The 23,967-nt window shown below is 56.6% G+C and carries 24 protein-coding genes; 14 read left to right on the top strand and 10 right to left on the bottom strand.

Annotation, left to right across the window (positions count from 1 at the left end; all coding sequences use genetic code 11):
* The first annotated feature begins 45 nt into the window (after positions 1–45).
* The 3 genes from ABNS66_RS00230 (at position 46) to ABNS66_RS00220 (ending at position 2,813) form a co-directional block, all read left to right on the top strand.
* Positions 46–678 (top strand): TIGR02281 family clan AA aspartic protease, encoded by a 633-nt coding sequence (locus ABNS66_RS00230; protein WP_286839829.1) that lies wholly within the window; start codon positions 46–48, stop codon positions 676–678.
* Between the two features lie 340 nt (positions 679–1,018).
* The gene (gene ribA, locus ABNS66_RS00225; RefSeq protein WP_348655188.1) at positions 1,019–1,603 is read left to right on the top strand and encodes a GTP cyclohydrolase II; all 585 of its coding nucleotides are present in this window, start codon (positions 1,019–1,021) and stop codon (positions 1,601–1,603) included.
* 118 nt (positions 1,604–1,721) lie between these two features.
* Complete coding sequence (locus tag ABNS66_RS00220) at positions 1,722–2,813, top strand: ELM1/GtrOC1 family putative glycosyltransferase (protein WP_286838714.1); 1,092 nt, start codon at positions 1,722–1,724, stop codon at positions 2,811–2,813.
* Position 2,814: 1 nt separating this feature from the next.
* Here the strand turns inward: ABNS66_RS00220 and dxs are convergent, their stop codons facing one another.
* The 3 genes from dxs to ABNS66_RS00205 form a co-directional block, all read right to left on the bottom strand.
* Positions 2,815–4,704: a 1-deoxy-D-xylulose-5-phosphate synthase gene (dxs, locus tag ABNS66_RS00215; protein WP_286838712.1), complete on the bottom strand. Its 1,890-nt coding sequence runs from the start codon at positions 4,702–4,704 to the stop codon at positions 2,815–2,817.
* Between the two features lie 113 nt (positions 4,705–4,817).
* The gene (locus tag ABNS66_RS00210) at positions 4,818–5,729 is read right to left on the bottom strand and encodes a polyprenyl synthetase family protein (RefSeq protein ID WP_204994691.1); all 912 of its coding nucleotides are present in this window, start codon (positions 5,727–5,729) and stop codon (positions 4,818–4,820) included.
* Positions 5,729–5,944 carry an exodeoxyribonuclease VII small subunit gene (locus ABNS66_RS00205; protein ID WP_027873163.1) on the bottom strand — a complete coding sequence of 72 codons (216 nt, stop codon included), beginning with the start codon at positions 5,942–5,944 and terminating at the stop codon, positions 5,729–5,731. Before ABNS66_RS00205 ends, ABNS66_RS00210 begins: the two co-directional genes overlap by 1 nt.
* 214 nt (positions 5,945–6,158) lie before the next feature.
* Here ABNS66_RS00205 and ABNS66_RS00200 point away from each other — a divergent pair, with 214 nt between their 5' ends.
* Complete coding sequence (locus ABNS66_RS00200; RefSeq protein WP_286696343.1) at positions 6,159–6,701, top strand: DUF924 family protein; 543 nt, start codon at positions 6,159–6,161, stop codon at positions 6,699–6,701.
* Here the strand turns inward: ABNS66_RS00200 and ABNS66_RS00195 are convergent.
* Positions 6,698–7,090 carry a hypothetical protein gene (locus ABNS66_RS00195; RefSeq protein ID WP_286696342.1) on the bottom strand — a complete coding sequence of 131 codons (393 nt, stop codon included), beginning with the start codon at positions 7,088–7,090 and terminating at the stop codon, positions 6,698–6,700. The two genes, ABNS66_RS00200 and ABNS66_RS00195, sit on opposite strands and share 4 nt — an antisense overlap.
* A 133-nt stretch (positions 7,091–7,223) precedes the next feature.
* Between ABNS66_RS00195 and ABNS66_RS00190 the strand changes: the two genes are divergently transcribed.
* Complete coding sequence (locus ABNS66_RS00190; RefSeq protein ID WP_286838708.1) at positions 7,224–8,003, top strand: SDR family NAD(P)-dependent oxidoreductase; 780 nt, start codon at positions 7,224–7,226, stop codon at positions 8,001–8,003.
* On the opposite strand, the gene ABNS66_RS00185 is transcribed toward ABNS66_RS00190, so the two are convergent.
* Positions 8,000–8,989 (bottom strand): ribonuclease Z, encoded by a 990-nt coding sequence (locus ABNS66_RS00185; protein ID WP_286838706.1) that lies wholly within the window; start codon positions 8,987–8,989, stop codon positions 8,000–8,002. The two genes, ABNS66_RS00190 and ABNS66_RS00185, sit on opposite strands and share 4 nt — an antisense overlap.
* Positions 8,980–9,699: a helix-turn-helix domain-containing protein gene (locus tag ABNS66_RS00180; RefSeq protein WP_286838704.1), complete on the bottom strand. Its 720-nt coding sequence runs from the start codon at positions 9,697–9,699 to the stop codon at positions 8,980–8,982. The genes ABNS66_RS00185 and ABNS66_RS00180 overlap by 10 nt, the downstream gene beginning before the upstream one ends.
* Positions 9,700–9,949: 250 nt before the next feature.
* Between ABNS66_RS00180 and ABNS66_RS00175 the strand changes: the two genes are divergently transcribed.
* Positions 9,950–10,828 (top strand): TIGR03619 family F420-dependent LLM class oxidoreductase, encoded by an 879-nt coding sequence (locus ABNS66_RS00175; protein WP_204994685.1) that lies wholly within the window; start codon positions 9,950–9,952, stop codon positions 10,826–10,828.
* Here ABNS66_RS00175 and ABNS66_RS00170 read toward each other — a convergent pair.
* On the bottom strand, positions 10,825–11,445 hold the full coding sequence (locus ABNS66_RS00170) for a TetR/AcrR family transcriptional regulator (RefSeq protein ID WP_204994684.1): 621 nt from the start codon (positions 11,443–11,445) through the stop codon (positions 10,825–10,827). The genes ABNS66_RS00175 and ABNS66_RS00170 overlap by 4 nt on opposite strands.
* Positions 11,446–11,603: 158 nt before the next feature.
* Between ABNS66_RS00170 and ABNS66_RS00165 the strand changes: the two genes are divergently transcribed.
* Positions 11,604–12,968, top strand: coding sequence for a cytochrome P450 (locus tag ABNS66_RS00165; protein WP_204994683.1), 1,365 nt, complete (start codon positions 11,604–11,606; stop codon positions 12,966–12,968).
* Positions 12,969–13,031: 63 nt separating this feature from the next.
* Here ABNS66_RS00165 and fabR read toward each other — a convergent pair whose 3' ends face one another.
* A complete protein-coding gene (fabR, locus tag ABNS66_RS00160; protein WP_204994682.1) occupies positions 13,032–13,682 on the bottom strand; it encodes an HTH-type transcriptional repressor FabR in 651 nt (216 codons plus the stop codon).
* A gap of 164 nt (positions 13,683–13,846) precedes the next feature.
* Here fabR and ABNS66_RS00155 point away from each other — a divergent pair, with 164 nt between their 5' ends.
* The 6 genes from ABNS66_RS00155 (at position 13,847) to metF (ending at position 20,771) form a co-directional block, all read left to right on the top strand.
* Positions 13,847–14,959 (top strand): iron-sulfur cluster-binding domain-containing protein, encoded by a 1,113-nt coding sequence (locus ABNS66_RS00155; protein WP_286838701.1) that lies wholly within the window; start codon positions 13,847–13,849, stop codon positions 14,957–14,959.
* Between the two features lie 9 nt (positions 14,960–14,968).
* Complete coding sequence (locus tag ABNS66_RS00150) at positions 14,969–16,060, top strand: acyl-CoA desaturase (RefSeq protein ID WP_286838700.1); 1,092 nt, start codon at positions 14,969–14,971, stop codon at positions 16,058–16,060.
* Positions 16,061–16,210: 150 nt separating this feature from the next.
* On the top strand, positions 16,211–17,158 hold the full coding sequence (locus ABNS66_RS00145) for a metalloregulator ArsR/SmtB family transcription factor (protein WP_286838698.1): 948 nt from the start codon (positions 16,211–16,213) through the stop codon (positions 17,156–17,158).
* Positions 17,159–17,198: 40 nt separating this feature from the next.
* On the top strand, positions 17,199–18,407 hold the full coding sequence (gene metK, locus ABNS66_RS00140; RefSeq protein WP_204994679.1) for a methionine adenosyltransferase: 1,209 nt from the start codon (positions 17,199–17,201) through the stop codon (positions 18,405–18,407).
* A 40-nt stretch (positions 18,408–18,447) separates the two neighbouring features.
* The gene (ahcY, locus tag ABNS66_RS00135) at positions 18,448–19,842 is read left to right on the top strand and encodes an adenosylhomocysteinase (protein WP_286838696.1); all 1,395 of its coding nucleotides are present in this window, start codon (positions 18,448–18,450) and stop codon (positions 19,840–19,842) included.
* A 95-nt stretch (positions 19,843–19,937) separates the two neighbouring features.
* On the top strand, positions 19,938–20,771 hold the full coding sequence (gene metF / locus ABNS66_RS00130) for a methylenetetrahydrofolate reductase [NAD(P)H] (protein ID WP_204994677.1): 834 nt from the start codon (positions 19,938–19,940) through the stop codon (positions 20,769–20,771).
* Between the two features lie 9 nt (positions 20,772–20,780).
* On the opposite strand, the gene ABNS66_RS00125 is transcribed toward metF, so the two are convergent.
* Together ABNS66_RS00125 and rpiA are read right to left on the bottom strand one after the other, a co-directional pair.
* Positions 20,781–21,221, bottom strand: coding sequence for a low molecular weight protein-tyrosine-phosphatase (locus ABNS66_RS00125; RefSeq protein WP_286838693.1), 441 nt, complete (start codon positions 21,219–21,221; stop codon positions 20,781–20,783).
* A gap of 8 nt (positions 21,222–21,229) precedes the next feature.
* Positions 21,230–21,907 carry a ribose-5-phosphate isomerase RpiA gene (rpiA, locus tag ABNS66_RS00120; protein WP_286838692.1) on the bottom strand — a complete coding sequence of 226 codons (678 nt, stop codon included), beginning with the start codon at positions 21,905–21,907 and terminating at the stop codon, positions 21,230–21,232.
* A 260-nt stretch (positions 21,908–22,167) separates the two neighbouring features.
* On the opposite strand from rpiA, the gene ABNS66_RS00115 reads away from it, so the two are divergent.
* Entirely contained in the window at positions 22,168–23,961 is a 1,794-nt protein-coding gene (locus ABNS66_RS00115; RefSeq protein ID WP_286838689.1) for an ATP-binding protein, read from the top strand.
* Positions 23,962–23,967 lie beyond the last annotated feature (6 nt).

Below are 23,967 nucleotides of genomic sequence, written 5' to 3'. Positions count from 1 at the left end.
AGCCAAACACAATAATCAGACAGAGCCATTTTTGAGATCGCGCGTATGAAACAGCTGGCGATAATTGCAGTTTTAATGGTGGCGGCTACGACAGCCAGCGCCAGCGAGTTGATTGTGCGCGGACTATTTAAAAACGCGGTGCTGCTGGAGATCAATGGCCAGCAACAATTAGTGCGCACCGGCAGCAGCCACCCGGGTGGGGCCAAAGTGCTGTCGGCGAATTCGCGATTTGCTCAGGTGCGCTATCAAGGCAAAACCCACCGCCTCACACTCAATAAACGTATTGGCACACTGTATGCCGAGAGCGAACGCCAGGAAGTGGTGTTGCAGCGCAACAGCAATCGTGAATACCGAACGCGCCTGCAGATCAATGGTCGAAGCGCCGAGGCGGTGGTGGATACCGGCGCCACCAAAGTAGCAATGAGCGCTCGCCATGCCCGCCAATTAGGTATTCGCTACGACGACGCGCCAGTGGTTAGTATTGCCACTGCGTCTGGCGTCAGCCGCGGCTTTGCGGTGAAACTGGACAAACTGGCGGTAGGCGGCATAGAGCGCCACCATATTCCCGCTGTGGTGGTGGATGGTGAATACCCCCATGTAATACTGCTGGGAATGAGCTTTCTAGAGCATGTCGATCTTCAAGAACGCGGCAGTATTATGACCTTAAGTGCCCCCTAGGGCCTGTTAACACTAATTGAGATGCACCTGCTGGAGGTCATTTTTGCCTCCAGCTAGGCGGAGGAAGCGAAGTTTGGTGGGCCCAAACAAGCGACCGACAACAACGCTGGGGGCAAAAATGGCGCCAGCGCTCTGGGTTGCGGCTAAAAATCCACCATTCGTCGTTCATTTGGAATAAGCAAACCTCTCTTCTCATTCCTAGGTTGGAGAATTTTTAGCCGCAACAGGCGTAACTCAATTAGTGTTAACAGGCCCTGGCTGCCCCAATTGCGTATTCTGGCTCGCCTGCTGCGCGCGTCGCTGCTAAAATGCGCGACCGGATTTTTTCTTGGAGATGCCTGTGGCGGTCCGCTTTATTGAGTCCTCCAAGCTTCCCACCCCTTGGGGAGTGTTTGATATTCATGGTTTCGAGGACGCCGAACTCGGCAAAGAACACGTTGTATTAAGCCTCGGTGATATCGACGACGGCCAGCCTGTGCTCGCCCGTATCCATTCAGAGTGTCTGACGGGTGATGCCCTGTTCAGCATGCGCTGTGACTGTGGCTCCCAGCTTCAGGCGGCGATGGAGAAAATTGCCGAGGAAGGTCGCGGTGCCATATTTTATTTGCGGCAAGAGGGCCGCGGCATTGGCCTGATGAATAAGATCCGCGCCTACAAACTTCAGGATGAAGGCGCCGATACGGTCGAGGCAAACGAACGCCTGGGCTTTGGTGCAGACATGCGTGATTACAGCTTGCTGAAAGTCATGTGCGAAGAGCTCGGTATCAGCAAAGTGCGCTTGATGACCAACAACCCTCGCAAGGTCAATGCGCTGACGGATCAGGGCGTCGACGTGGTTGAACGCCTGCCCTTGCAAACGGGGCAAAACCCTCACAATGCCAAGTATCTGGCAACAAAGTCCGGCAAACTGGGGCACTTGTTCTAGGTCCTGTTCACACTCATTGAGTTGCGGCGCTGTCACTAAACCGTAAGTGTATTGTCGCCGCTCAGTCATTGGCAGCCGATAGCCTCTCTCTCATCGTAAACAGAGAGAGTCGGCGCGGATGTCGCAACACATTTTAGTCCTTCACGATGGTAAGCCCGGACATTTTTCGCAGGCCCAGGGCGTAGCGCGGCTGCTTGCTCGGGGCCACCGGGGTGACACCCAGATTCGCGCCATACGGGCGCGACCCAAGCTAAAGTTGCTAAACCGACTATTGCGACTACTGGCCGCGATGAATCAACCCTGGGCGCAGCGGCTGGTGTCTATCGCATACCGCTGTGATGAATTGCCGGATATCGCACCGGATATTGTTGTGTCCTTCGGTGGCAATGTGTTGGCGCTGAATGTTGCGCTGAGTCAGCATTGGCGCTGTCGCAATGTCGTGATCGGAAATTGCTATAGCCTGCCCGCCAATGCCGTTTCGGCAAATGTCACCGCGTTTCCCACCGCTTCAGCTAGCAGCGCCTGGCAGCAGTGCAATGTTTCCAGCCGGGTAGCACTTTGCAAAACCGATGCCGAGCAAAATACCCGTGCAGGTAGCCTGTTGTCAGAGCAGGCTGAGCGTCCGCTGTGGGCGATGCTGGTCGGGGGCGATGGCAGCGGCCTGCGCTATCAGGAGAGTGATTGGCATCAGCTGGGTCAGGCGATGGCGGCGGTCGCCACGCGCCACGGCATTCAGTGGCTGCTTACCACGTCGCGCCGCAGCGGCCAGCAAGCGGGAGAGATCCTCGGCAGCTACCTCGACGAGCAGAATTGCTTGTCATCCATTGTGTATCAGGGTGCAAGTAGCCCGAATGCCGATGCCTACTTAGGGGCAGCAGAGCGCATTTTTTGCACGGAAGATAGCTTGAGCATGGTGAGCGAGGCGGTGGCAATGCACAAACCGGTAATCGGCTTGCGCCCGGCGAATTCGGTGATTCGCGGAAGCCACTTGCGATCGTTGCTGTATTTGCAGAGCCAGGGCTTGGTTGAGCGCTGGGCGATCGCTGATCTCGAGTTGTACCAGCCAAGCGCATTTATGCCGTTGCGCTCCTATGAGCAGCACCTCGATAGCCTTTACCAGCGCTTGCAGGCGCGCCTGGCGAATACTGAGCCCGTTGAGGGGGAGGCCTTACCGGCGAGGCCGGCTATGCCGGAAGTCGCCGCGCGCTAGTTCAGCTTTGCAGTTGCTGTTGAATGCTTTGGGCGATGCCCTCGGCGTCCAGACCGAGCTGCCTGAGCAGAGTATGGTGGTTGCCGTGGTCGACGAAGGTGTCGGGCAGGCCGAGCTGCAATACCGCGACGTTCACGCCGCGCTGATGCAGGTATTCCGTTACCGCACTGCCTGCGCCACCAGCGATCACATTCTCTTCAACGGTGACGATCAGCGAGTGCGTCGCAGCGAGCTGGTCAATTAGCTCGGTATCCAGTGGTTTAACGAAGCGCATATCTGCAACGCTAGCATTGAGCTTTTCTCCCGCTTCCTGGGCAGCTGTTAAAAGTGTGCCAAAACTCAGAATCGCGACCTCGCCACCTTCGCGTATTTTTCGACCTTTGCCGATCTCCAGGGCCGCCATCTCTGTGGCTGGTATAACTCCTGGGCCAGTGCCGCGGGGGTAGCGCACAGCCGCTGGCCCTGGGTAGTGATAGGCGGTATGAAGCATTTGCCGGGTTTCGTTTTCGTCGGCGGGCGCCATTACGACCATGTTGGGAATGCAGCGTAAGAAGCTGAGGTCAAAGGCGCCTGCGTGGGTGGGGCCATCCTCTCCGACCAGGCCCGCTCGGTCGATGCCGAAGGTCACATCGAGGTTTTGCAGGGCAACATCGTGGATCAGTTGGTCGTAGGCGCGCTGGAGAAACGTTGAATAAATTGCGACAACCGGCTTCAAGCCGTCACAGGCCATACCGGCAGCGAGGGTAACGGCGTGTTGCTCAGCGATCGCAACATCGTAAAAGCGCTTTGCATAGCGCTCTGAGAAGGCAACCATTCCAGAGCCTTCGCACATTGCCGGCGTGATGCCCACCAGTTTGTCGCAGGCCTCGGCTTGGTCGCACAGCCATTGACCAAAAATATCCTGGTATTTGGGTTTGCTAACAGGGGTCGCCGGTTTTTTGCTTGCGGCGGGGGTGTCGGCCTCAATTTTCGAAATAGCGTGAAAGCCTACCGGGTCTTTCTCGGCCGGGGCAAAGCCCTTGCCCTTTTTAGTCATGATATGCAGCATTTGCGGGCCGTCGAGCTCGCGAAGGTTGCGCAAAGTGGGAACGAGTACATCCAGGTCGTGACCGTCGATGGGGCCAATGTAGTTGAAGCCCAGCTCTTCAAATAGCGTGGCAGGAGAGACCATCCCCTTCATGTACTCTTCCAGGCGGGCAGCAATATCTTTTGCCGGGCCGGGGAATTTCTCCAACACGGATTTGCCGCCACTGCGGATCTGGTTGTAGGTTTTCGATGCCCAGATCTTAGAAAAATACGTGTTCAGCCCGCCTGTGTTTTTCGAAATCGACATCTGGTTGTCGTTCAGCACCACCAGCATGTTGGCACCGGTGTGGCTGGCGTGGGTGATGGCCTCAAAGGCCATGCCCGCGGTCATGGCGCCGTCGCCAATGACCGCAACGGTGCGCCGGTCGATGCCCTGTTGTCGGGCGGCAATGGCCATGCCCAGAGCGGCGCTAATACTGGTGCTGGAATGCCCGACGCCGAAGGTGTCAAAGGGGCTTTCCTCGCGTTTGGGGAAGCCGGCTAAACCACCTGCTTTGCGCATGGTATTCATGCGCTCGCGTCGGCCAGTTAATATTTTATGCGGATAGCACTGGTGACCGACATCCCAGACCAGGCGGTCTTCGGGGGTGTTGTAAATGTAGTGCAGCGCGATGGTGAGTTCGACAACGCCCAGGCCAGCGCCAAAATGTCCGCCGGTTTGACCAACCGAATACAACAGGTACTCGCGGAGTTCGTAGGCGAGCTGACGGAGTTGCTGTTCTTCCAAGCCGCGCAGGTCGTCCGGGTCGGCGATGCCATCGAGTAAGGGCGTTGACGGTGGCTGCGAGGGAATTTTCTGGAACATCAATTTCTGACCCAAAGCGGCGAAAAAGGGGGCAATTGTAAACCAATTGTCGGCCTGCGACACGGTGTTCGCGCGGTACTATACGTTGTTAGCGGCCAATGTTGATGGCCCGCTTAGTGTTGCCGCTCAATAATATAGTTGGAAAGTTGGTGCAGGGCGTCGCTGTGATCGCCAAAGCTGCTCAGTGCTGCCACGGCTTGCTGGTGGAGCTGCCGAGCGAGGTCCTTGGCGCCATCGAGGCCGAGCAGGCTGGGGAAGGTCGGCTTGTTTAGCGAGATATCGGCGCCCTGGGTTTTGCCCAATGTCGCTGTGTCGCTCTCTATGTCGAGGATGTCGTCCTGCACTTGGAAGGCCAGGCCGACGGCTTTGCCATAATCGTCCAGTTGTTGCTGCTGTGACGCGCTGGCTCCGCAGGCCAGGGCGGCCAGGCCGATAGCCGCACGGATGAGCGCGCCGGTCTTGAGCTGGTGCATGGTTTGCAGTGTGTGCAGATCGAGGCTGCGATTAACATTTGCGAGGTCGATAGCTTGTCCACCGACCATGCCGCGCGGGCCACTGGCGGCCGCCAGAAGCTTGACCATCGCCACGCAATGTGTGGCAGGGAGAGGAAGCTCGGCGATCAGTTCAAAGGCGCGACTTTGCAAGCCGTCGCCAACAAGAATGGCCGTGGCCTCGTCGTAGGCGATATGGCAAGTGGGCTTGCCGCGGCGCAGGTCGTCGTCGTCCATGGCGGGCAAGTCGTCGTGAACCAGGGAGTAGGCATGGATCATCTCAATGGCGCAGGCAATGCTGTCCAATGTGGCGTCGTCGATGTCGGCCTGTAAGGTTTGCGCGGTGGCATAGACCAGTGTGGCGCGCACGCGTTTGCCACCATTCATAATGCTGTATTGGCTGGCCTCGGTCAGGCGGGCCAGCTGCTCGCTGGCATCGTGATCGCTGAACTCACTAAATGCCTGGGCCAGGTGCTCCGGCAGCGCGCGCTGTAGCCGCGACTGACATTGCTGAAGATAGGTGTCAAAGGGCATTAGGCGGGGTCCGTAGCGTCGAGGTCAGCAGTGAGTTGTTGCACCTTAAGCTCAGCATCGGCAAGCGCCTGCTGACAGTCTTTACTCAAGCTCATGCCCAGCTCGAAGGCTTTTAGCGACTCTTCCAGGCTCAGCTCGCCAGATTCCATCGTTTGCACGAGTGTTTCGAGTTCTTTGAGGGCAGATTCAAAATTAACCGCCTTTGCCTTGGCCATCGGGTGCTCTCCAGCTGAGGGAATTTTCGACGGCATTTTAGCAGCCCTTGTGGCTAACTGTCCGCTGTTGGTGGCTCGTTAACAGTAATTGGGCTGCCTCTGCAGTAAGTTAATGAGTCGCAGCAGGCGCAACGCTGTGCCTATGCACTTTATACTGGTTATCTGCGGCTTGGCAGCAGGGGATGGCGGCATGTTATGTAACGGAGGGTGTTCGGTGACAACGTGGCAAGCGGTAATAGAATTTTGGTTTGATGAACTGACACCCGGTCAGTGGTTCGCCAAGTCGGCAGATTTGGATTCGCTAATCGCCAAACGATTTGGTGAATGTCACCGTGCTGCGGCGGCCGCCGAGCTATATAAGTGGCGTGACCAGCCGCTGGGGCGTTTGGCCGAGGTCATTGTACTGGATCAGTTTTCCCGCAATATTTATCGCGACCGCCCGCAGTCGTTTCAATGTGACCCGCTAGCGCTGGTATTGGCGCAAGAGGCCATTGCCGGCGGTGCAGATCGCACTCTCGATGAGCAACAGCGGGCGTTCTTATACATGCCGTATATGCACAGTGAATCGAAACTGATTCAGCGGCAGTCTCTTGCCCTCTACGAGGCGCTGGGCGTGGAGAATAATCTTCGTTTTGCTCGCCAGCACGCCGATATTATCGAGCGCTTCGGCCGCTACCCTCACCGCAATGCCGTGCTTGGGCGAGCGTCCAGCGCCGAAGAGCTGGAATTCTTGCAGCAGCCCGGCTCTTCATTTTAACGAGTCAGGCGCAAGCTAAGCGCGCAGGTAATTGCCCATACCGCGTTGAATGCCAGCACAAAAACGGGCGTTAGCGTGCCGAGGGCAAGCCCCGCTTGGCCGTACGGAGAGTGATACGGAAAAATAATGAAAAGCTGGACGGCGCTGGGGGCGAGGCTGATCAGCAAGGCGCGACGCAACCACGCTCCGCTGAAGAGCGGCAGGGCGAATAGCAGGCCCCACAGGCCTCCCCAGACCAGGCGCGGATAGAGCCATTCCGGCGTTAGTGGTGGCGAAATATTGACCCCCGCGGCGGCGGTTAGTCCGTACAGACCGCAAAGCCAAAGCGCCAGGCTGTTGGCCAAGCCGCCGAGGCTGCCGGCGGCGTAGCAGGTGAGATAGTTGCGCATATTGCCTCCTGTTGGGGTGTGTTGCCGTCGCGCTGACATGAACACTTGGTAACTCGCGTTCCCGGGATTCGACTTCCCCTCGGCGCGCCTTCAGTGCAGAATTCACGCCCTGAACAATGTTAAGAGATGGACTATGGCCAGCGCGAATAATTCCGATATTGCATTAATTACCGGCGCCTCTGCCGGAATTGGCCGAGCCTTCGCGCAGGCGCTTGCTCCGCAGTGCTCATCAATGATTCTTGTGGCGCGCGACGCAGAAAAACTGTCGCGTGTTGCCGAGAGCCTGGCCAGCGTCGACTGTGAGATTCACTGTATTGCCGTCGATCTTTGCAAGCCGCTGGGCGTGGCCGAAGTGATGGAGGCCATCCGGCAAAAAGGCCCGGTGACCATTCTGATTAACAATGCCGGATTCACCACCGACAATGCGCTGGTGGACAGTGACCTCGACACTGAGCTGGAGATGCTGTCCCTGCATTGTCAGGCGAGTGTGTCGCTGTGCCGTGGCGCGCTGCCCTACATGCAGGAACTCGGTCGCGGGCGGGTGATTAATGTTGCTTCCATGGCGGGCTTGATCCCGATGAAAGGCGCTGCGGTATACGGCGCTTCAAAAGCGTTTTTGGTGGCGTTTAGTCAGTCTCTTGCCAAGGAAAATCACCGTCACGGTATTGCCGTGCAGTGCCTGTGCCCCGGTTACACCCACAGCGACTTTCACGGGCGTGAGGCGCTGGCGGGCTTTGATAAGCGTTCGATTCCCGAGGCGTATTGGTCGAGCGCGGAGGATGTTGTCGCGGCAAGTTTGGCTGCCTTCTCGCAAACGCCGCCACCGATCTTGCTTGTGCCCGGTGAGCACAACAAACAGTGGGTTCGCGAAGAGCAGGAGCGCCAGCGTGCTGCGCTAGAGGCGATGCCCTAGGGCCTTTTAGGGTCGGTTGAAAGCGGCGTTATGTCGCGGTTTTTTTCCAGCTGATAGCACTCCAGGTCTTCGGCCATGATCAATGTGCCGCTGTAGTGCTGGCGCGCTTCTTTGCGCAGGTCGTCGATGCTGTGTTCAACACTTTCCCCACCTTTGAGGCGATAGCGCTGGCTGAAATGCGTTAGCAGTAGGTGCGGCAGTTCGCTGCGCTCGGCAGCTTTGGCCACCATGGCCGCCGTGCTGTGCATGTATTGCGGTCCCACCCGGGCCAGAACGTCCTCGGTAAACGTTGCCTCGTGGATCATGGCGTCGCTGTTGCACATGGCGTCGTGTAGCAGGGCGGGTTGGTCGTTATCACCGCCGACAATAACGCTGCGCGGTGACCAGGCCGCCTGGCTAACATCGTCGGCGAGCACGGCGCGGCCGTCATCCAAGACGATGTTTTCCCCTTTTTGCAGTCGGTTCCACAGCGGCCCTCTGGGAATTCCCTTGGCGTCTAACGTTTCTTCAATCAGGTGGCGGGGTGGGACTTCCTCGGCGCGGTAGGCAAAGCAGGGGACGCGGTGAGACAGCGCGTGAGCGCTGACCCGCAGGTGGCCATCGTCAAAATGGAAGTCCGGCGCATCGCTACGCACAAATTCCAGAGGAAAGCGCAGTTCCCGTATGTCGGTGTGCAGGAAGGTGGCGCGGATAAATTGTTCGATACCGTCGGGCGCGCAAATAGTTAGGGGGGCTTTGCGGCCGCTCATGTTAGCGCTGGCAATCAGGCCTGGCAGCCCGTAACAGTGGTCGCCGTGCACGTGGGTGACGAAGATGGCGCGCAATTTGGCGCTGCTGTATCGCGTGTGCTGTATTTGGTGCTGAGTGCCCTCACCGCAGTCGAACAGGTACCAATCGCGGGCGTCGTCGATGGCCAGCGCCAGGCCGGTGACATTGCGGTGCCGAGTGGGGGTGCCGGCGCTGGTGCCGAGAAAGGTTAGGCGCATGACGGGTCGCCGTGTTGGGTGGTTTGTCGCCGCTTGGCCAAAATATCCAGGCTGTGCTGCGACGGTGGCGCTTCCAATATGGCCGCCATACTGTCAATAAGGTTGCTGGCCATGAAGTCCGTGTCGCGGATCAGTGGGTTAAACCCCGTGTTTTTGCGCACCCGCGCATGGTCGGACACGCCGTGAAAGCCGAGTACGTTCATCAATAGAATGCGCTGCTGGGCAATTTCGGGGGGGAGCTCGGTAAGTTCCTGCGCTGCCAGCTTTGCGATTTTGGTTTCCCGCGCCAACTGCAGGGAGTGCTTATCCGCCAAGTCGTAGCCCAGGGTATTGGTGGCAATCAGTTCGGCACTGATGTGGATATAGGCTTCGCCGCCGTCGCTGTCGTCCAGCTTCTCGATCAGCGGTTGAACAATGGCGGTGGCAACCAGTTGTGGCGTGGCAACACCGTCAGCCAGCATTTGGTCTGCCAATTCGGCGCGGCGTTCGGCAAGGGCGGGGCCGTGCTTGTCGAAAATCGCCTGTAGCAGGCCATTTTTATTGCCGAAATGGTACTGCACCGCATTGCGGTTGGCTTGGCCGGCGGCGCGGGTAATGGTATTGATCGAGACGCCATCGACACCCTGTTCGGCAAAGAGCCTTTCGGCCGCGCGAATAAGGCTGTCACGTGTGCGGTGGCTTCGGGTGTCTTTAACAGCGGTCAGTGTCATATTCCTTGCATGCGGCGGTGGTATAGCGCCTTAGCTTAGCAAAAAACAGCGCCTGTTTCGTGGGCGATGGCTTGGCGCTGGCGGTTTGCGAGCTTATACCGCCAGCAACTATCCTCAGCCTGCCTGCCTCCAGTCGCCATACCAATACGTAAACTCGTCCGTTCGGAGGTTATAGGCGGCGAACTCGCCACACTATAGTGAAGATCGATACCGCATCGGCGGGGAACAATAAGCAAAGAAGGATGCCACCATGAAGTTTGCCTACCACCACAGTATGTGTCCGGTTGAACAGTATGTGCCGCTGAGTATTGAAGCGGAGAAGCTGGGTTTCGACACCATCACCATGCCTGACAGCATTTGCTATCCCAAAGAAGCGAGCTCTAAGTACCCCTATAACAACGACGGTAGCCGAGAGTTCCTCGATGGTGTTCCCTTTATGGAGCCCTTTCTGCTAGCGGCTCACCTGGCAGCGAAAACCGAAAATATTCGCTTCACAACCTCAGTGCACAAACTGGCTGTTCACGAGCCAGCGCTTATCGCTAAGTCGTTGTCGACGCTGGCTATTCTCAGCGGTAACCGCTTTGGCTACGGTGTCGGTATTAGCCCCTGGGCCGAAGACTTCGAAGTCACCAATGTCCCCTGGGAGCGCCGCGGTAAGCGCATGGACGAAATGATTGAGATCATCAACGGCCTGATGAGCGGCGAGTATTTTGGTTATCAGGGGGAAATCTTCGATCTGCCGGAAATTAAGCTGTGCCCCGTGCCGAGCGAGCGCCCCCCGATTCTTGTCGGTGGTCACTCTAAGCCTGCACTGCGCCGCGCGGCTCGCCTGGGTGATGGCTGGATTGCGGCCGGTGGTGATTTAGACTCGATCAAGGCAATGATCGATCAAATCAATGAATTCCGCGTTGAGTATGGGCGCGATCATCTGCCCTTTGAATTTCAAGCCATGACTGCTGAGGCCTACAGCGCCGATGGCATTAAACGCTTAGAAGATATCGGCGTTGATGAGGTGTTGGTTGCCTTCCGCGATGTCTATGCCTCTGAGCCCGATGACAAAACGGTCGACGAGAAAGTGGCAATGCTGCAGTGGTACGCGGCCGAGGTTATCGAGAAAAGCCGCGCTTAAGCGCTGGCTGCGTCCGGACGGCGTTTCTCCGGGCGCAGCTGTTCAATCATTCTAAACAGATAGGCCGACCGCTCTTCCCGCTCGTTGAAGGGCCTCATCACCAGGTTCTTGGCCATGCCGATCACCAGGTCAAAGGCGATATTGGTGATGTCTTCTGCGCTGACATCGTCGCGCAATTCACCCTGCGCCTGCAGCGAGGTGATCATCCCTTGCATTAATTCGCGGTTCTGTGTGTTCTTTTCCAACTCGGCCTGCAGGCTATCGTTGTGGGTGAGGGCGAAGGTGTGCAAATTTAAGCGCACTCGCCACTCGAGGTCGGACTCCTCATCGAGGGGGAGGCCTGCTTTGATGATGGGGAAGAACTGATCCAGGCTCAGGTTGTCCTGCTGGATGCTGGCCTCTTGCATGCGCAGGTCAATGCGCTGGTCTGCCCAGCGAAACGCCGCAATCACAATTTCTTCTTTACTGCTGAAGTAGTGCGAGAGCACGCCGATGGAGCACCCCAGTGACTTTGCCAGTGCGCGGGTGGTGAGTGCCTCGAGCCCCTTGCTGGCAATGAGTCTCGCGGCCGCTTCGGCGACTTCCTCGCGGCGGCTGTCGTGGTCTACTTTCCTCACTGTGGGGCGTACCTCTGGGTGTGCTCAATTGTCGCTGAGCGGAACTATACCTGAAGATGACGAATATTTCATATCGAACGCTTGATATGTATCGGGCTGGCTTCTATGATGACTTCCAAAATAATTCACTACACGGACCCCCTTCGGAGGGCAGAAGCATGGCCACAGCAGTCAATACGGATTACAAACTCGCTCCCAATAACGACAAGTTGGATCACATTCCCGGCTCGTTTGGGTGGCCGATTATTGGTCACACCTTTCCATTGGTGAAAGACCTCTACGGCACGATCGATAAACAATACAAGGAGTTCGGACCAGTTTCTCGCTTCGGTCTGGCGGGCTTTAAAGGCGTACTGCTGGTTGGCCCTGACCTCTATAAAGAGGTTTACCTGGATCGCGATAAAAATTTCTCTGCCGAGATGGGGTACATGGGCTCTCTCGGGCGCTTCTATAAGGGTGCGCTGTTGCTGCGCGACCACGAGGAGCACCGTTTTCAGCGTCGTATGATGCAAACGGCCTTCAAAAATGACGCGATGAAAGGCTATATCGGCACGATGGGGCCGATGATTGGCGAGGCGGTTGAAGCGTGGGGCAAGAACAAGGAAATGCTGTTCTTCCCAGCCATTAAGCAAACGCTGCTGGACGTTGCCTCGGAAATTTTCGTTGGCCTGGACAAAGACGACTCGCGTGCCGATGAGCTGAATACCGCATTCTTGGATATTGCCGATGGCTTAATGGGTATCGTCACCAAAGAAATCCCCGGCACCAAATACGCGAAAGGTAAAAAAGCGGAGCGCTTCCTCAAGGAGTTTTTCGGCAAGCTGATTGGCGAGCGTCGTGCGGGTAATGGCATCGATACCTTTACCTTCTTCACCAAGGAAAAGACCGAAGAAGGGGAGTACTTCTCTGATGAGGATATCGTTGCGCACATGAGCTTCCTGCTCTTTGCCGCCCACGATACAACGACCAGTGCACTCAGCCACTTGCTGTTCCACCTGGGGCAAAACCCTGAGTTGCAGCAGCGCCTGCGCGAGGAAGCCCAGGCGATCGATAAGGACTTCATGGAGTATGAAGACCTGGAGAAAATGCCACTTGCTGAAGCGGCGACCAAAGAGGCATTGCGCTTGCACCCCTCGGTGATGATGATGCAGCGTCGCACCATCAATGAGTGTGAGCTGGGCGGATTTAAAATTCCTGCCAACACCATTTTGTTTATGGCGCCGCAGCATACCCACCGCATGGGTGAGTATTGGGACGCTCCGCTTAAGTTCGATATCGACCGCTGGCTGGAGCCGCGCAATGAGCACAAGCGTCACAGCTTTAGCTTTGTTGGCTTTGGTGGCGGCGGCCACAAGTGTATCGGTATGCACTTTGCGCTAATGCAGGTGAAGAATTTCCTCCACCAGTTCTTGCGCCGTTACGAGTTCCGCCTGGCGGACAACTTCAGCGACAAGATGCAAACCGTGCCACTGCCGAAGCCGGTTGATGATTTGCCGATTGTGCTGACCCCAATCAGCAAGTAGCAAGAATGAAAAAGGAGCCGAAAGGCTCCTTTTTTGTATTGGCTTGGGGGCTGTCGAGGGGGCCTAAGCTTTCTTTGCCATCGCTTGGGAGCCGACCATGATCATGCGAATCATGATGACCGTTTGGTCGATGAGTTCGGCGCGCTGGTCAAGCGACTGGCTGGCGGCACTGGCGCCCATGGCCACAACCAGGCGGGTGATGGCCTTTGCGGTGAGCGCAGGTTCAAAGGTGGCGTGGCCAGTGAGTTTCTCCATGCGCTCAAGCTCGTCGCGCAATTCGTCCTCAAAATAGGTGAGTTCCCGTTCGACGGCTTGGCGGAAGGCGTCCGAGCCCGTGGACATCTCGCGCAGCAGCACCTGCAAGTATTTTTCATCGGCGTCGAGCTGGTCCATAAACGCCTCGACCGACGTGCGAATTGCACTGCGCTCCATGGAAAGCCGCTGTCGCGCTTCGCGGATAATACCGCGCAAGGCGCGCCCTGCCTGATCAATAAGCGCAACCGTCAACTCATCAACATCGCGAAAGTGACGGTAAAAACTGTTGGGGGCGATCCCGGCCTCTCTCGCAATTTCCCGAAGGCTCAGTGTGGAAACGCTGCGGTGAGTGCCCAGCAGCCGCACGGCGGCATCCATTAAATCTTGCGCGGTAACCTGTGTCCGGCGACTGCTGGTCTCGGCTTCCTGCTTGTTCTTGCGTCGTGTTCTGATGCCCATGTCTCTGCCGTGTTCGCGGTTGGCCCTGCTGGCCTGAAGTGCTCATTCTAGTGCGTTGTTTGACGTTCGTATATACAAGTAAATATACACATGAATATACAAGTGTATTGACACTTATAAATACAGGTGTATATTGGTCGAAAATTCACCACCGGATGAAAGCAATGGCGAGTGTGGTTTCTTCTTTGAATAGTTTCCCTGAGCGCATGCCGCGTGTGGCAGGAATGCTAGGAGCGCTGATAAGCGAGTCGCAATTTGATTTTTGGGCTCGCGAGTTCGGCAGCATTACGGCGTGGCGGCGGGTATTTGCCCGCGTGCAGAGCCTGCGCATGGAAGGCGCAGAGACGCTGAGTATCGAGCTGCGGCCAAACCGTAATTTTCAATCGGCAGAGCCTGGTCAGCATGTGAATGTGTCTGTCGAGATTGACGGTCGCCTCTGCAACCGTAGTTACAGTCTGTCGCGCCCCGCTGAGGGGGGATGTGTCAGCATCTCGGTGCGTCGTGAGCCGGGCGGGCTTGTCAGCAATTACATACACGATCACTTGCGCGTGGGCGATGTGCTTGAGCTCAGCCAGCCCTATGGTGAGCTTGTGGAAGGCTTGGCAGGGGCGCCGACGCAGCTGTTTCTCGCGGCGGGCAGTGGTATTACGGCGATCTATAACCTGATTGCCGAGCAGGCAAGGCGCGGTGAGGCGCTTCGGGGTGAGCTGTGGTATTGGGAGAAGCAGGTCGAGCGTTTCTGCTTTACCGAGGAACTGGACGCGCTCTGCCAGACGCACCCCCAGTTTTCCGTGAGGCGGTTTTGCAACGCCGGTGATTCCTCATCGCTTTATTCGACTGGGCGTCTGAGCCCGGAGGTGGCGGCGCCGCTGTGTGAACGGTATCTAAATGCCAGTGTATTTGCCTGTGGTGGCAGTGCGTTTGTGGGAGCGGCTCGCGAGCTATTTTCTGACGTGGCGGGTGGTTTTTATGCCGAGGCATTTAGTCCACCGCAACGGCTCGGTGAGGCGGTGGCAGAGGAGCGTTTCTTTGAGGTCTCGTTAACTCGCAGTGGGCAAACGATCGCGGTTTCTTCTCAACAGTCGTTACTCGACGCGCTAGAGGAGGCGGGGCACCAGCCTCCTCACGGTTGTCGCATGGGTATTTGCAACAGTTGCAGTTGTGGTCAGCGCAGTGGGGAAAGTCAAAATCAGTTAAATGGTGAGCAGCTTCGCGGGGCCGGTTCTGTGCGCCTGTGCGTCAGCCGCGCAAACAGCAACATCGAATTGGACATATAGGTGAGCTTTGTGAGTCAAGGGAAAAGTCGGGCGCTGAGCCCAGAGGAATTAACCGCGTTTGGCGAGGCCGTCGACGCATTGCAAAAGCGCGCGATCGCCGACGTGGGCGAGCGCGATGCTCGCTACATTCGCCGCTTGATTCGCGTGCAGCGATACATGGAGGTCGTGGGGCGAGGGCTGCTGTTTATCGGCGTTTTCCCGCCTGCATGGATACTGGGCACCGTATTGCTGGGTGTGGCAAAAATTCTGGAGAACATGGAAATTGGCCACAATGTGATGCACGGCCAATACGACTTCATGAACGAACCTGCGCTGCGCGGCGCGACGTATGAGTGGGATATCGTCGGCACGTCAGACAACTGGCGCGAGAGCCACAACTACAAGCATCACAGTTACACCAACATCAAGGGGCTTGATGATGACGTGGGCTACGGCCTGCTGCGGCTCTTCCCCGAGCAGCGTTGGCATTTTTCCTACCTGTTTCAGTCGGTATTCGCGGTATTGCTGGCGCTGTTGTTTCAGTGGGGCGTGGCAATTCAGGAGCTGCAGCTGGGCAAGGTCGCCAAGGGGCGGAAGTCCTGGTCGCAGTTAAAGGAGGAGCTGAGACCGCTCTGGAAGAAGACCCGGCGTCAACTGCTTAAAGATTATGTGTTTTTCCCGCTGCTTGCCGGGCCGTTTTTCCTAACGGTGTTCAGCGGTAATTTGGTTGCCAACCTGATCCGCAACCTTTGGACATTTATGATCATTTTCTGCGGCCACTTTACCGCCGATGCCGAGGTATTTGAGCGCTCGGTGTTGGATAACGAGAGCCGAGCGGAATGGTATTTGCGTCAGTTGCGAGGCTCGTCGAACCTCAGTGGTGGCAAGCTGTTCCATATATTGTCAGGCAATCTTAGTCACCAGATCGAGCACCATATGTTTCCCACTGTGCCGGCCCACCGTTACGAGGAAATGTCGGTAGAGCTGCGGGCGATATGTCAGAAATTTGGTCAGCATTACAATACCGGCTCGTTGCCGCGGCAGTTTGGTCAAGTGGTGTGGCGAATCCTGCGGCACTCCTTCCCCTCAGCGGCGCCAATGCCGAGGCCGCTGGTGCAATAATTACTAAATGGAAATCTATATCAAAATATTTTGATATAGCCCTTAAGGCTGCTACACTGCCTCGCCATGGATGCACACTCTTGCAATGTGGCGGCGGCAGATTCCTCTGAGTCTCTCCCTGTAACACCAAGCGCGCCGGCTATCGGCGCCATGGTTCTCCAGCTCTGCAAGGCGGGAGCCGATAACTTGCGTCTGCAAGTGCTGCGTGTGTTAAGTCGCGATGCCTACAGCGTTCAGGAGCTGTGCCAGATTTTAGATGTTCGCCAGTCGGGCATGAGCCACCATTTAAAAATACTCGCCGCTGCGGGGTTGGTTGTTCGTCGTCGCGAAGGTAATAGCTTGTTTTACCGCCGCAATTGGCAAGCTGAACATGCCAGTGTGGCCGAGCTGCACACCGCGGTGCTTAATGCTGCCGAGCAGCTGGTATTGGATGCGGGGCAGCAGCGGCAGCTAGAAAAAGTGGTCGCCGAGCGGGCGGAGCGCTCGCGAGCGTTTTTCGCTGAGCACGCCGGTGAGTTCGGTGAGCAGCAAGAGCAAATGGTGGCCTACAGTGTATACGGCCCAAGTTGCGCTGAGCTGTTGCGGGCCAGTCAGCCCGAGGGTGGGCGTTTGGCGGTCGAGATCGGCCCAGGAGAGGGCGATTTTCTGGCTGAACTGGCTGGCCGTTACGCGCGGGTGATCGCGCTTGATAACAGTGAGCCAATGCTGGACAAAGCGCGCACCGCCGCTGCTGGCAAAGGGCTCGACGGCATAGAGTTTGTGCTGGGCGACAGCCGCAGCCGGCGTTTGCCCGAGGGTGGAGCCGATTGTGTGATTGCCAATATGGTGCTCCACCACGTGCCGTCGCCGTCAGATATTTTTAACGACGTACAGCGCATGTTGAGTCCGGGCGGGGTATTTTGCCTGGCAGAGCTCTGCCCTCACGATCAAAACTGGGCCAGAGAGGCCTGCGGTGATTTGTGGCTGGGCATTGCTCAGGAAGAATTAAGCGAGTGGGCGTTGGCCTGCGGCTTGGAAGAGGGGCCGTCAGTGTACCTGGCCCAGTTAAACGGTTTTCGCGTGCAAGTTCGGCAGTTTATAAAGCCGGGCAAGAAATAACGAGCTGGCCACAGGGCCATTACAATGAGGAAGACTATCAATGTCTGAATACAGCCTGTTCACCTCCGAGTCGGTATCGGAAGGACACCCAGACAAACTTGCCGATCAAATCTCCGATGCGGTGCTCGACGCGATCATCGCGCGTGACAAGCATGCCCGGGTTGCCGTAGAGACCCTGGTTAAAACGGGTATGGCAGTGGTTGCCGGAGAAGTCACCACCTCGTGCTACGTGGATCTGGAAGATATTATTCGCGACGTTATTACCGGCATTGGCTACAACAGCTCCGATGTGGGTTTTGATGGCGCCAGTTGTGCCGTATTAAATGCCATTGGCAAGCAGTCAGTCGATATTAATCAGGGGGTGGATCGCGCCAAGCCTGAAGATCAGGGCGCGGGCGACCAAGGGTTGATGTTCGGCTACGCCACTAACGAAACCGAGCACCTGATGCCTGCACCGCTGTTTTATTCCCACCGTTTGGTTGAGCGCCAGGCTTACCTGCGCAAAAACGGTGTGCTGCCGTGGTTGCGCCCCGATGCAAAAAGTCAGGTGACCTTGCGTTACGAGAACGGCGTGCCGGTCGCCGTTGATGCCGTTGTGTTGTCGACCCAGCACAACCCTGATATCAGCCAGGCTGATCTTCAGGAAGCCGTGCGCGAAGAGATTATCAAGCATGTGCTGCCTGCCAATTTGTTGCACGCCGGTACGCAATTCCACATCAACCCCACCGGCAATTTCGTGATCGGTGGCCCAGTGGGTGACTGCGGGCTGACGGGGCGTAAAATCATTGTTGATACCTACGGCGGTATGGCGCGTCACGGCGGTGGTGCCTTCTCGGGCAAGGACCCCTCCAAAGTGGACCGCAGTGCGGCCTATGCTGGCCGGTACGTGGCGAAGAATATTGTCGCCGCGGGTCTGGCTGACCGCTGCGAGATTCAAGTGAGCTATGCGATTGGTGTCGCGGAGCCGACCTCGATTTCGGTGAACACCTTCGGCACCGGCAAAGTCAGTGATGAAAAATTGGTGGCGGCAGTGCGCCAGGTATTCGACCTGCGCCCCTACGGCATTACCAATATGCTGGACTTGGCTCACCCCATGTATCAGCCCACAGCGGCCTACGGCCATTTTGGTCGGGAGCCATACGAGCATACGTACCAATGGACAGAAAACGGTGAAGCCCGCAGCGAAACCAGCACGGCCTTCAGCTGGGAAAAAACCGATCGCGCCGAGGCGCTGAAAGCGGCGGTGTAAGAAGCAAAGCCACTCGCGAAATTAATTTGAGGATAGCAATATGACTGCCACAGTAACTGCAGTAGAAAATTTCAGCGACTATAAAGTTGCCGATATCAGCCTGGCCGAATGGGGGCGCAAAGAACTGAGCATCGCAGAAGGTGAAATGCCTGCGCTGATGTCTTTGCGCGAAAAATATGGCGATAGCAAGCCCTTGGCGGGTGCCAAAATTCTCGGTTGTATTCATATGACCATTCAAACCGGGGTGTTGATCGAAACGTTGACCGCTCTCGGCGCAGAAGTGCGTTGGTCGTCGTGCAATATTTTCTCCACTCAGGATCACGCTGCAGCGGCGATCGCCGCGGCCGGCATTCCTGTTTTCGCTTGGAAGGGTGAAACCGAGGAAGAGTATGAGTGGTGCATTGAGCAGACCATTTTGAAAGACGGTCAGCCCTGGGATGCCAACATGGTACTCGACGATGGCGGCGACCTGACCGGTATTCTCCACGAGAAGTACCCGGCGATGCTCGACAAGATCCACGGTATCACTGAAGAAACCACCACAGGGGTTCACCGCCTGCAAGATATGTTGAAAAAGGGCGAGCTGAAAGTGCCCGCGATCAACGTCAATGACTCGGTGACCAAGTCGAAGAATGACAACAAATACGGTTGTCGCCACAGCTTAAATGATGCGATCAAGCGCGCTACAGATCATCTGCTGTCGGGCAAAAAAGCGCTGGTTATTGGCTACGGTGATGTTGGTAAAGGTTCTGCGCAATCACTGCGTCAGGAAGGCATGATCGTAAAAGTGACGGAAATCGATCCCATCTGCGCCATGCAGGCTTGTATGGATGGTTTTGAAGTGGTGTCGCCTTACATCAATGGTGTGAACACGGGTGAGGCAAGCAGCATCAATAGCGAACTGCTGGGCACTACCGACCTGCTGGTAACGACAACCGGTAACGTGAACGTTTGCGATGCGAATATGCTGGCGGCGCTGAAGAACGGCTGCGTAGTGTGCAACATTGGTCACTTCGACAATGAAATCGACACGGCCTACATGCGTGAAAATTGGCAGTGGGATGAGATCAAGCCGCAGGTGCACGTTGTGTATCGCGACCGCGCTAGCAACGATCACTTGATCCTGCTTTCAGAGGGTCGCCTGGTTAACTTGGGTAACGCCACCGGTCACCCCAGCCGCATTATGGACGGTTCGTTTGCCAACCAAGTACTGGCGCAAATTTACCTGTACGAGCGCCGCTTTGCCGATCTGGAAAAAGAGCTGCGCGAAGCTGCTATCACCGTTGAAGTGCTGCCTAAGAAGTTGGACGAAGAGGTTGCCGCGCACATGGTGGCGGGCTTTGGTGGCGTGATCACCAAACTCAAAGCGGATCAGGCCGACTACATCGGTGTGAGCGTTGACGGCCCCTTTAAGCCGGACAGCTACAAATACTAAGCCCGAGGTAGCGGTTTTGCCGCTGCCGTTTACCCCGCGCCGCCTATTGGGCGCGGGGCGTTAATACGCGTGACAGATAATAAGCGGATGTGTGCATGGCCAATCGCTACAGTTTTGAATTTTTTCCACCCAAGACCGAAGCCGGTCGCGAAAAGCTTGTTGCCACCCGCAATGAGTTGAATAGTCTGGCGCCAGACTTCTTTTCCGTCACCTATGGTGCGGGCGGGTCTACCCGAGACAATACCCGGGGCATCGTTCTCGATGCCAAGGCGGCGGGCATTGATGTCGCCCCTCACTTGTCTTTTGGTGGCGACGAGGAAGAGGAGGTTCTGGCGCTGGTTGAACAGTATCGTCAGGCGGGTGTGCGTCGCATCGTCGCATTGCGCGGTGATATTCCCTCCGGAATGGGGGCAACGCGCTTAGTGTATGCCCGCGAACTCGTCGAGTTCATCCGCAAGCACACCGGCGACCATTTCGAGTTAGAAGTTGCTGCCTACCCGGAGGTTCATCCCGACGCGCCGAGTTACGAGCAGGATGTGGCGTACTTAAAAGAAAAGCTGGATGCCGGCGCAAACAGCGCCATTACCCAGTACTTCTTTAATGCCGACGCGTATTTCTACTTTTTGGATGCCTGCGAAAAGGCCGGTATCGATAAGCCGATCTACCCGGGCATTATGCCGATCACCAACTATGCGAATTTGGCGCGCTTTTCACGCAACTGCGGCGCTGAAATTCCCCGTTGGCTGGCGCGCAAACTCGATGGCTATGGCCAGGACCTGGAGAGCATTGCTGCCTTCGGTGAAGAGTATGTGACGGAAATGTGCCAGATTCTGATGGAGGGCGGCGCACCGGGTATCCACTTTTATACAATGAACCAAGTGCAGCCCGTTAAGCGCATGTTGGAAAGCGTTAAGGCCTCACACCCCTAGCGCGACACGCTACAAATACTTCAGCCAGTCGTCTGTGAATTGGTCTAGCAGTTTATAGACGTGCTCAAAGGCTTCCCGGCTCTTGCGGTAAGGGTCGGGCACTTCTTGATTTTCCGACCACTTGCCCAATAAAAACGTCTTGCCGCCAACTTGTGGGGCAATTTTATTGATGCCGCGAATATGGCGCGATTCCATGGTGAGGATGAGGTCGGCCTGGGTCAGCATGTCCCGGTCGACTTGGCGAGCATGGTGGCCGCTGGGGTCGATGCCGTGTTCGCTGAGCAGTGCCGCTGCGGTGTCGTCGATGCCTTTATCCACCAGCGCGCCAAGGCCAGCCGAGTGAATGGTGATATTGGGTTTCACCTCGGCGAGCTTCTGACGCAGCATGTATTCCGCGCTTGGGCTGCGGCAAATATTACCGATACAGATAACCAGAATATTGTTAAACATCGTTGCCCCTAGCCCTCGCGCTGTAGCGTCTTAACGCCGTCGGCGGTGCCAAGCAGCAGTACGTCGGCGGGCCGCAGGGCAAACAGGCCGTTGGTGACAACGCCAGTGATACCGTTGATGGTTTCTTCCGTTTTTTGTGGGGTGGCGATCATAAAGTCGTAGAGATCGATGATTACATTGCCGTTGTCGGTGACAACGCCCTCGCGGTAGACCGGGTTGCCACCCATCTTCAGCAGCTCGCGGGCCACATAGCTGCGCGCCATCGGAATAACTTCAATCGGCAGGGGAAAGGCGCCCAGTTGGTCGACCAATTTACTTTCGTCTGCGATGCAGATGAATTGCTTGCTCGCTGCCGCGACGATTTTCTCTCGGGTGAGTGCGGCGCCGCCGCCTTTGATCAATTCAAGGCGCTGGTTGCTCTCATCCGCGCCGTCCACGTAGACCGCAATTTGGCCGCAACTATTTAACTCAACCACTTCAATGCCGTGGCTGCGCAGCCGTTGTGCCGAGGCTTCAGAGCTGGCTACAGTCGCTTTTATGTCATCTTTTAGGGCGGCGAGCTGGTCGATGAAGCAGTTGGCGGTTGAGCCGGTACCAATACCGATGATTTCGCCGTCGAGAATGGCGGGTTTTACGCGCTCAATGGCCGCTGCGGCCACGGCTTCTTTCAATTGCTGCTGATTCATGGTGGATTCGCTGCGCTGAGAATTGAGAGCGGCAAGTATAAAACTGCGCTGTGGCGAATGCGAGCCGCAAGGCGGTTTCCGGGCGCCTAGACATTTGGGTGATGAGCTTTTATCCTCGACGGTCGCCAACCTATTACACATCATAAAAATGGCGACTCTAGCAAGACTATAGAAACAACAAAATCGGTCGTTAGAGTAGTACTGGCTGCTAAGCCGGTATTTCCGGGATTCCCGGGAGAAGGGTTGCTTTAGGAGACGGCATGAGCCGAATAAGAAAAATAAAAGAAGGGGCGGTTCGAGGGTCGACAACATCAGCAGTGAGCCAACTGGGTATTCAGCGCGTGTTTGCGCCGCTGGCTATATTGCTGGCATTTACCGTGCTGGGCTATTTGTTGTGGGTTACCTTGAGAACACCGCTGGAAACCGGGCTGCATGTGGTACGCATGGAGCAGTTAGAAGCCGTAAACACCGCAGATCGACAGCTCAATCGGGCCATCGTGCGTGCACCGCTGCAGTTAGAAAGTGAGCCGCTGGCTATGCTGGCCGCCGCGGAGCGCTTCGATGAGCAGTCGCGCCAGATCGGTTTTGGTCAGGCTGGCCTCAAGGGGCAGGCGCCGCTTGTGGACCGCGCGTTAAACGACTTCCTGCGCAGCACGAAAGCCAAGTTGGATGCATTGGAACCCTACCAGGAAACGCTGCGTCGCTTGCGCCTGCTGTTTGCGGCGATGCGCAGCGGCGGTGTTTCGGTGCTCAGCGCACCGGCGATAGAATCGGAAGCCGCTCTCGGGCGCGACATCAAGCGACTGATTCGCGAGGCGACGCAGTACAGCATTATTTCAACAGCAGAAAACGCTGAGCTGCTAGACCAGTTGAGTGCAAGTATCGCGGTTCAGGCCAGTGCTCTGGAGGATACCGACGCACTGGCGGCGCTTTCGCAATTGCTCGATACGGTGGACGGTCTACGCTTCACTCGAGATGAGTTGAATCAGCAGCTGGACGAAATCGCAGAAACCGGTGCTGCCGGCGCATTGGCAACGCTCAAGGCGCGCTATGAGAACCACTTTTCCCAGTTGCAGGCAGCGGCAGATCGCAACCGCCAAACCCTGGCTGTCTACGCGGCAGCGCTGCTGCTGGCTTTTGGATTGATCGCCTGGCGTTTGCGCGGCTCATTCCAAGAGTTGGACCAAGTGAACATGGAGCTGCAGGATGCCAATATCAATCTGGAAGGCATCGTCGCCGAGCGCACCCGTGATTTGAGCACCGCCTTGGAAGACTTGCGTCTGCAGCAGGCACAACTGATCCAATCTGAAAAAATGGCTTCCTTGGGGCAAATGGTGGCGGGTGTCGCCCACGAAATTAATACGCCTCTCGGCTACGCCAACAGCAACGTGTCAATTGTGCGGGAGTTGGTGTCCTCCATGGAGGATGTGATCGACGAAGAAAGCCGCGGCGAGTTCGACATGCTATTGGGCGATGCCCAATACGGCTTAGAACAAATTGCTGAATTGGTTATGAGCCTGAAAAACTTCAGCCGGGTAGATCGCTCGCAAACCGAGCTCTTCGACTTGAACGAGGGGATCGAAACCTCCTTGAAGATTTGCCAAAACCAAATCAAAGACCTGGACATTCAGCGCGACTTTGGCGAACTACCCGATATTAGTTGCGCACCGTCTCAGTTGAACCAAGTATTTCTGAACTTAATCAATAATGCCGCTCAGGCGATGGATGGCAAGGGAACCCTGACACTCAGCACCGCTGTTGACGGCGACAATGCCGTGGTGCGCGTACGCGATAGTGGCTGCGGTATGGATGCCGAAACCGCCGCGCATATCTTTGAGCCCTTCTTTACTACCAAGCCTGTCGGTGAAGGTACGGGCCTTGGTTTGTCCATTGTGTTTCGCATTATCGAAGATCACGGCGGCCGCATCTCAGTGGAGTCGGAGCCGGGTGTCGGGACCGAGTTTGTTGTCAGCCTGCCGATAGCGGGCAAGGCCGTTCCAGAACAAGCCGTTGTGACCGAAGACAGCATTATTCTCAGTGACAGCGCGGTTTGAGGAGTA

Origin of the sequence: uncultured Spongiibacter sp., assembly GCF_964011655.1 — a bacterium.
Taxonomy (GTDB): Bacteria; Pseudomonadota; Gammaproteobacteria; order Pseudomonadales; family Spongiibacteraceae; genus Spongiibacter; species Spongiibacter marinus.
Note: the sequence above shows the minus strand (reverse complement) of the source record. Positions and strands in the feature narration are given on the sequence as shown.

What these genes read in the sequence shown, in the direction of transcription:
- rpiA (WP_286838692.1), bottom strand. Translation starts at nt 21,907, where the DNA reads ATGAATCAGCAGCAATTGAAAGAAGCCGTGGCCGCAGCGGCCATTGAG.
- ahcY (WP_286838696.1), top strand. Translation starts at nt 18,448, where the DNA reads ATGACTGCCACAGTAACTGCAGTAGAAAATTTCAGCGACTATAAAGTT.
- ABNS66_RS00180 (WP_286838704.1), bottom strand. Translation starts at nt 9,699, where the DNA reads ATGACACTGACCGCTGTTAAAGACACCCGAAGCCACCGCACACGTGAC.
- dxs (WP_286838712.1), bottom strand. Translation starts at nt 4,704, where the DNA reads ATGTTCCAGAAAATTCCCTCGCAGCCACCGTCAACGCCCTTACTCGAT.
- ABNS66_RS00125 (WP_286838693.1), bottom strand. Translation starts at nt 21,221, where the DNA reads ATGTTTAACAATATTCTGGTTATCTGTATCGGTAATATTTGCCGCAGC.
- ABNS66_RS00230 (WP_286839829.1), top strand. Translation starts at nt 46, where the DNA reads ATGAAACAGCTGGCGATAATTGCAGTTTTAATGGTGGCGGCTACGACA.
- ABNS66_RS00145 (WP_286838698.1), top strand. Translation starts at nt 16,211, where the DNA reads ATGGTTCTCCAGCTCTGCAAGGCGGGAGCCGATAACTTGCGTCTGCAA.
- ABNS66_RS00155 (WP_286838701.1), top strand. Translation starts at nt 13,847, where the DNA reads ATGGCGAGTGTGGTTTCTTCTTTGAATAGTTTCCCTGAGCGCATGCCG.
- ABNS66_RS00220 (WP_286838714.1), top strand. Translation starts at nt 1,722, where the DNA reads ATGTCGCAACACATTTTAGTCCTTCACGATGGTAAGCCCGGACATTTT.
- metF (WP_204994677.1), top strand. Translation starts at nt 19,938, where the DNA reads ATGGCCAATCGCTACAGTTTTGAATTTTTTCCACCCAAGACCGAAGCC.
- ABNS66_RS00210 (WP_204994691.1), bottom strand. Translation starts at nt 5,729, where the DNA reads ATGCCCTTTGACACCTATCTTCAGCAATGTCAGTCGCGGCTACAGCGC.
- fabR (WP_204994682.1), bottom strand. Translation starts at nt 13,682, where the DNA reads ATGGGCATCAGAACACGACGCAAGAACAAGCAGGAAGCCGAGACCAGC.
- ABNS66_RS00195 (WP_286696342.1), bottom strand. Translation starts at nt 7,090, where the DNA reads ATGCGCAACTATCTCACCTGCTACGCCGCCGGCAGCCTCGGCGGCTTG.
- ABNS66_RS00190 (WP_286838708.1), top strand. Translation starts at nt 7,224, where the DNA reads ATGGCCAGCGCGAATAATTCCGATATTGCATTAATTACCGGCGCCTCT.
- ABNS66_RS00115 (WP_286838689.1), top strand. Translation starts at nt 22,168, where the DNA reads ATGAGCCGAATAAGAAAAATAAAAGAAGGGGCGGTTCGAGGGTCGACA.
- ABNS66_RS00175 (WP_204994685.1), top strand. Translation starts at nt 9,950, where the DNA reads ATGAAGTTTGCCTACCACCACAGTATGTGTCCGGTTGAACAGTATGTG.
- ABNS66_RS00165 (WP_204994683.1), top strand. Translation starts at nt 11,604, where the DNA reads ATGGCCACAGCAGTCAATACGGATTACAAACTCGCTCCCAATAACGAC.
- ABNS66_RS00185 (WP_286838706.1), bottom strand. Translation starts at nt 8,989, where the DNA reads ATGCGCCTAACCTTTCTCGGCACCAGCGCCGGCACCCCCACTCGGCAC.
- metK (WP_204994679.1), top strand. Translation starts at nt 17,199, where the DNA reads ATGTCTGAATACAGCCTGTTCACCTCCGAGTCGGTATCGGAAGGACAC.
- ABNS66_RS00205 (WP_027873163.1), bottom strand. Translation starts at nt 5,944, where the DNA reads ATGGCCAAGGCAAAGGCGGTTAATTTTGAATCTGCCCTCAAAGAACTC.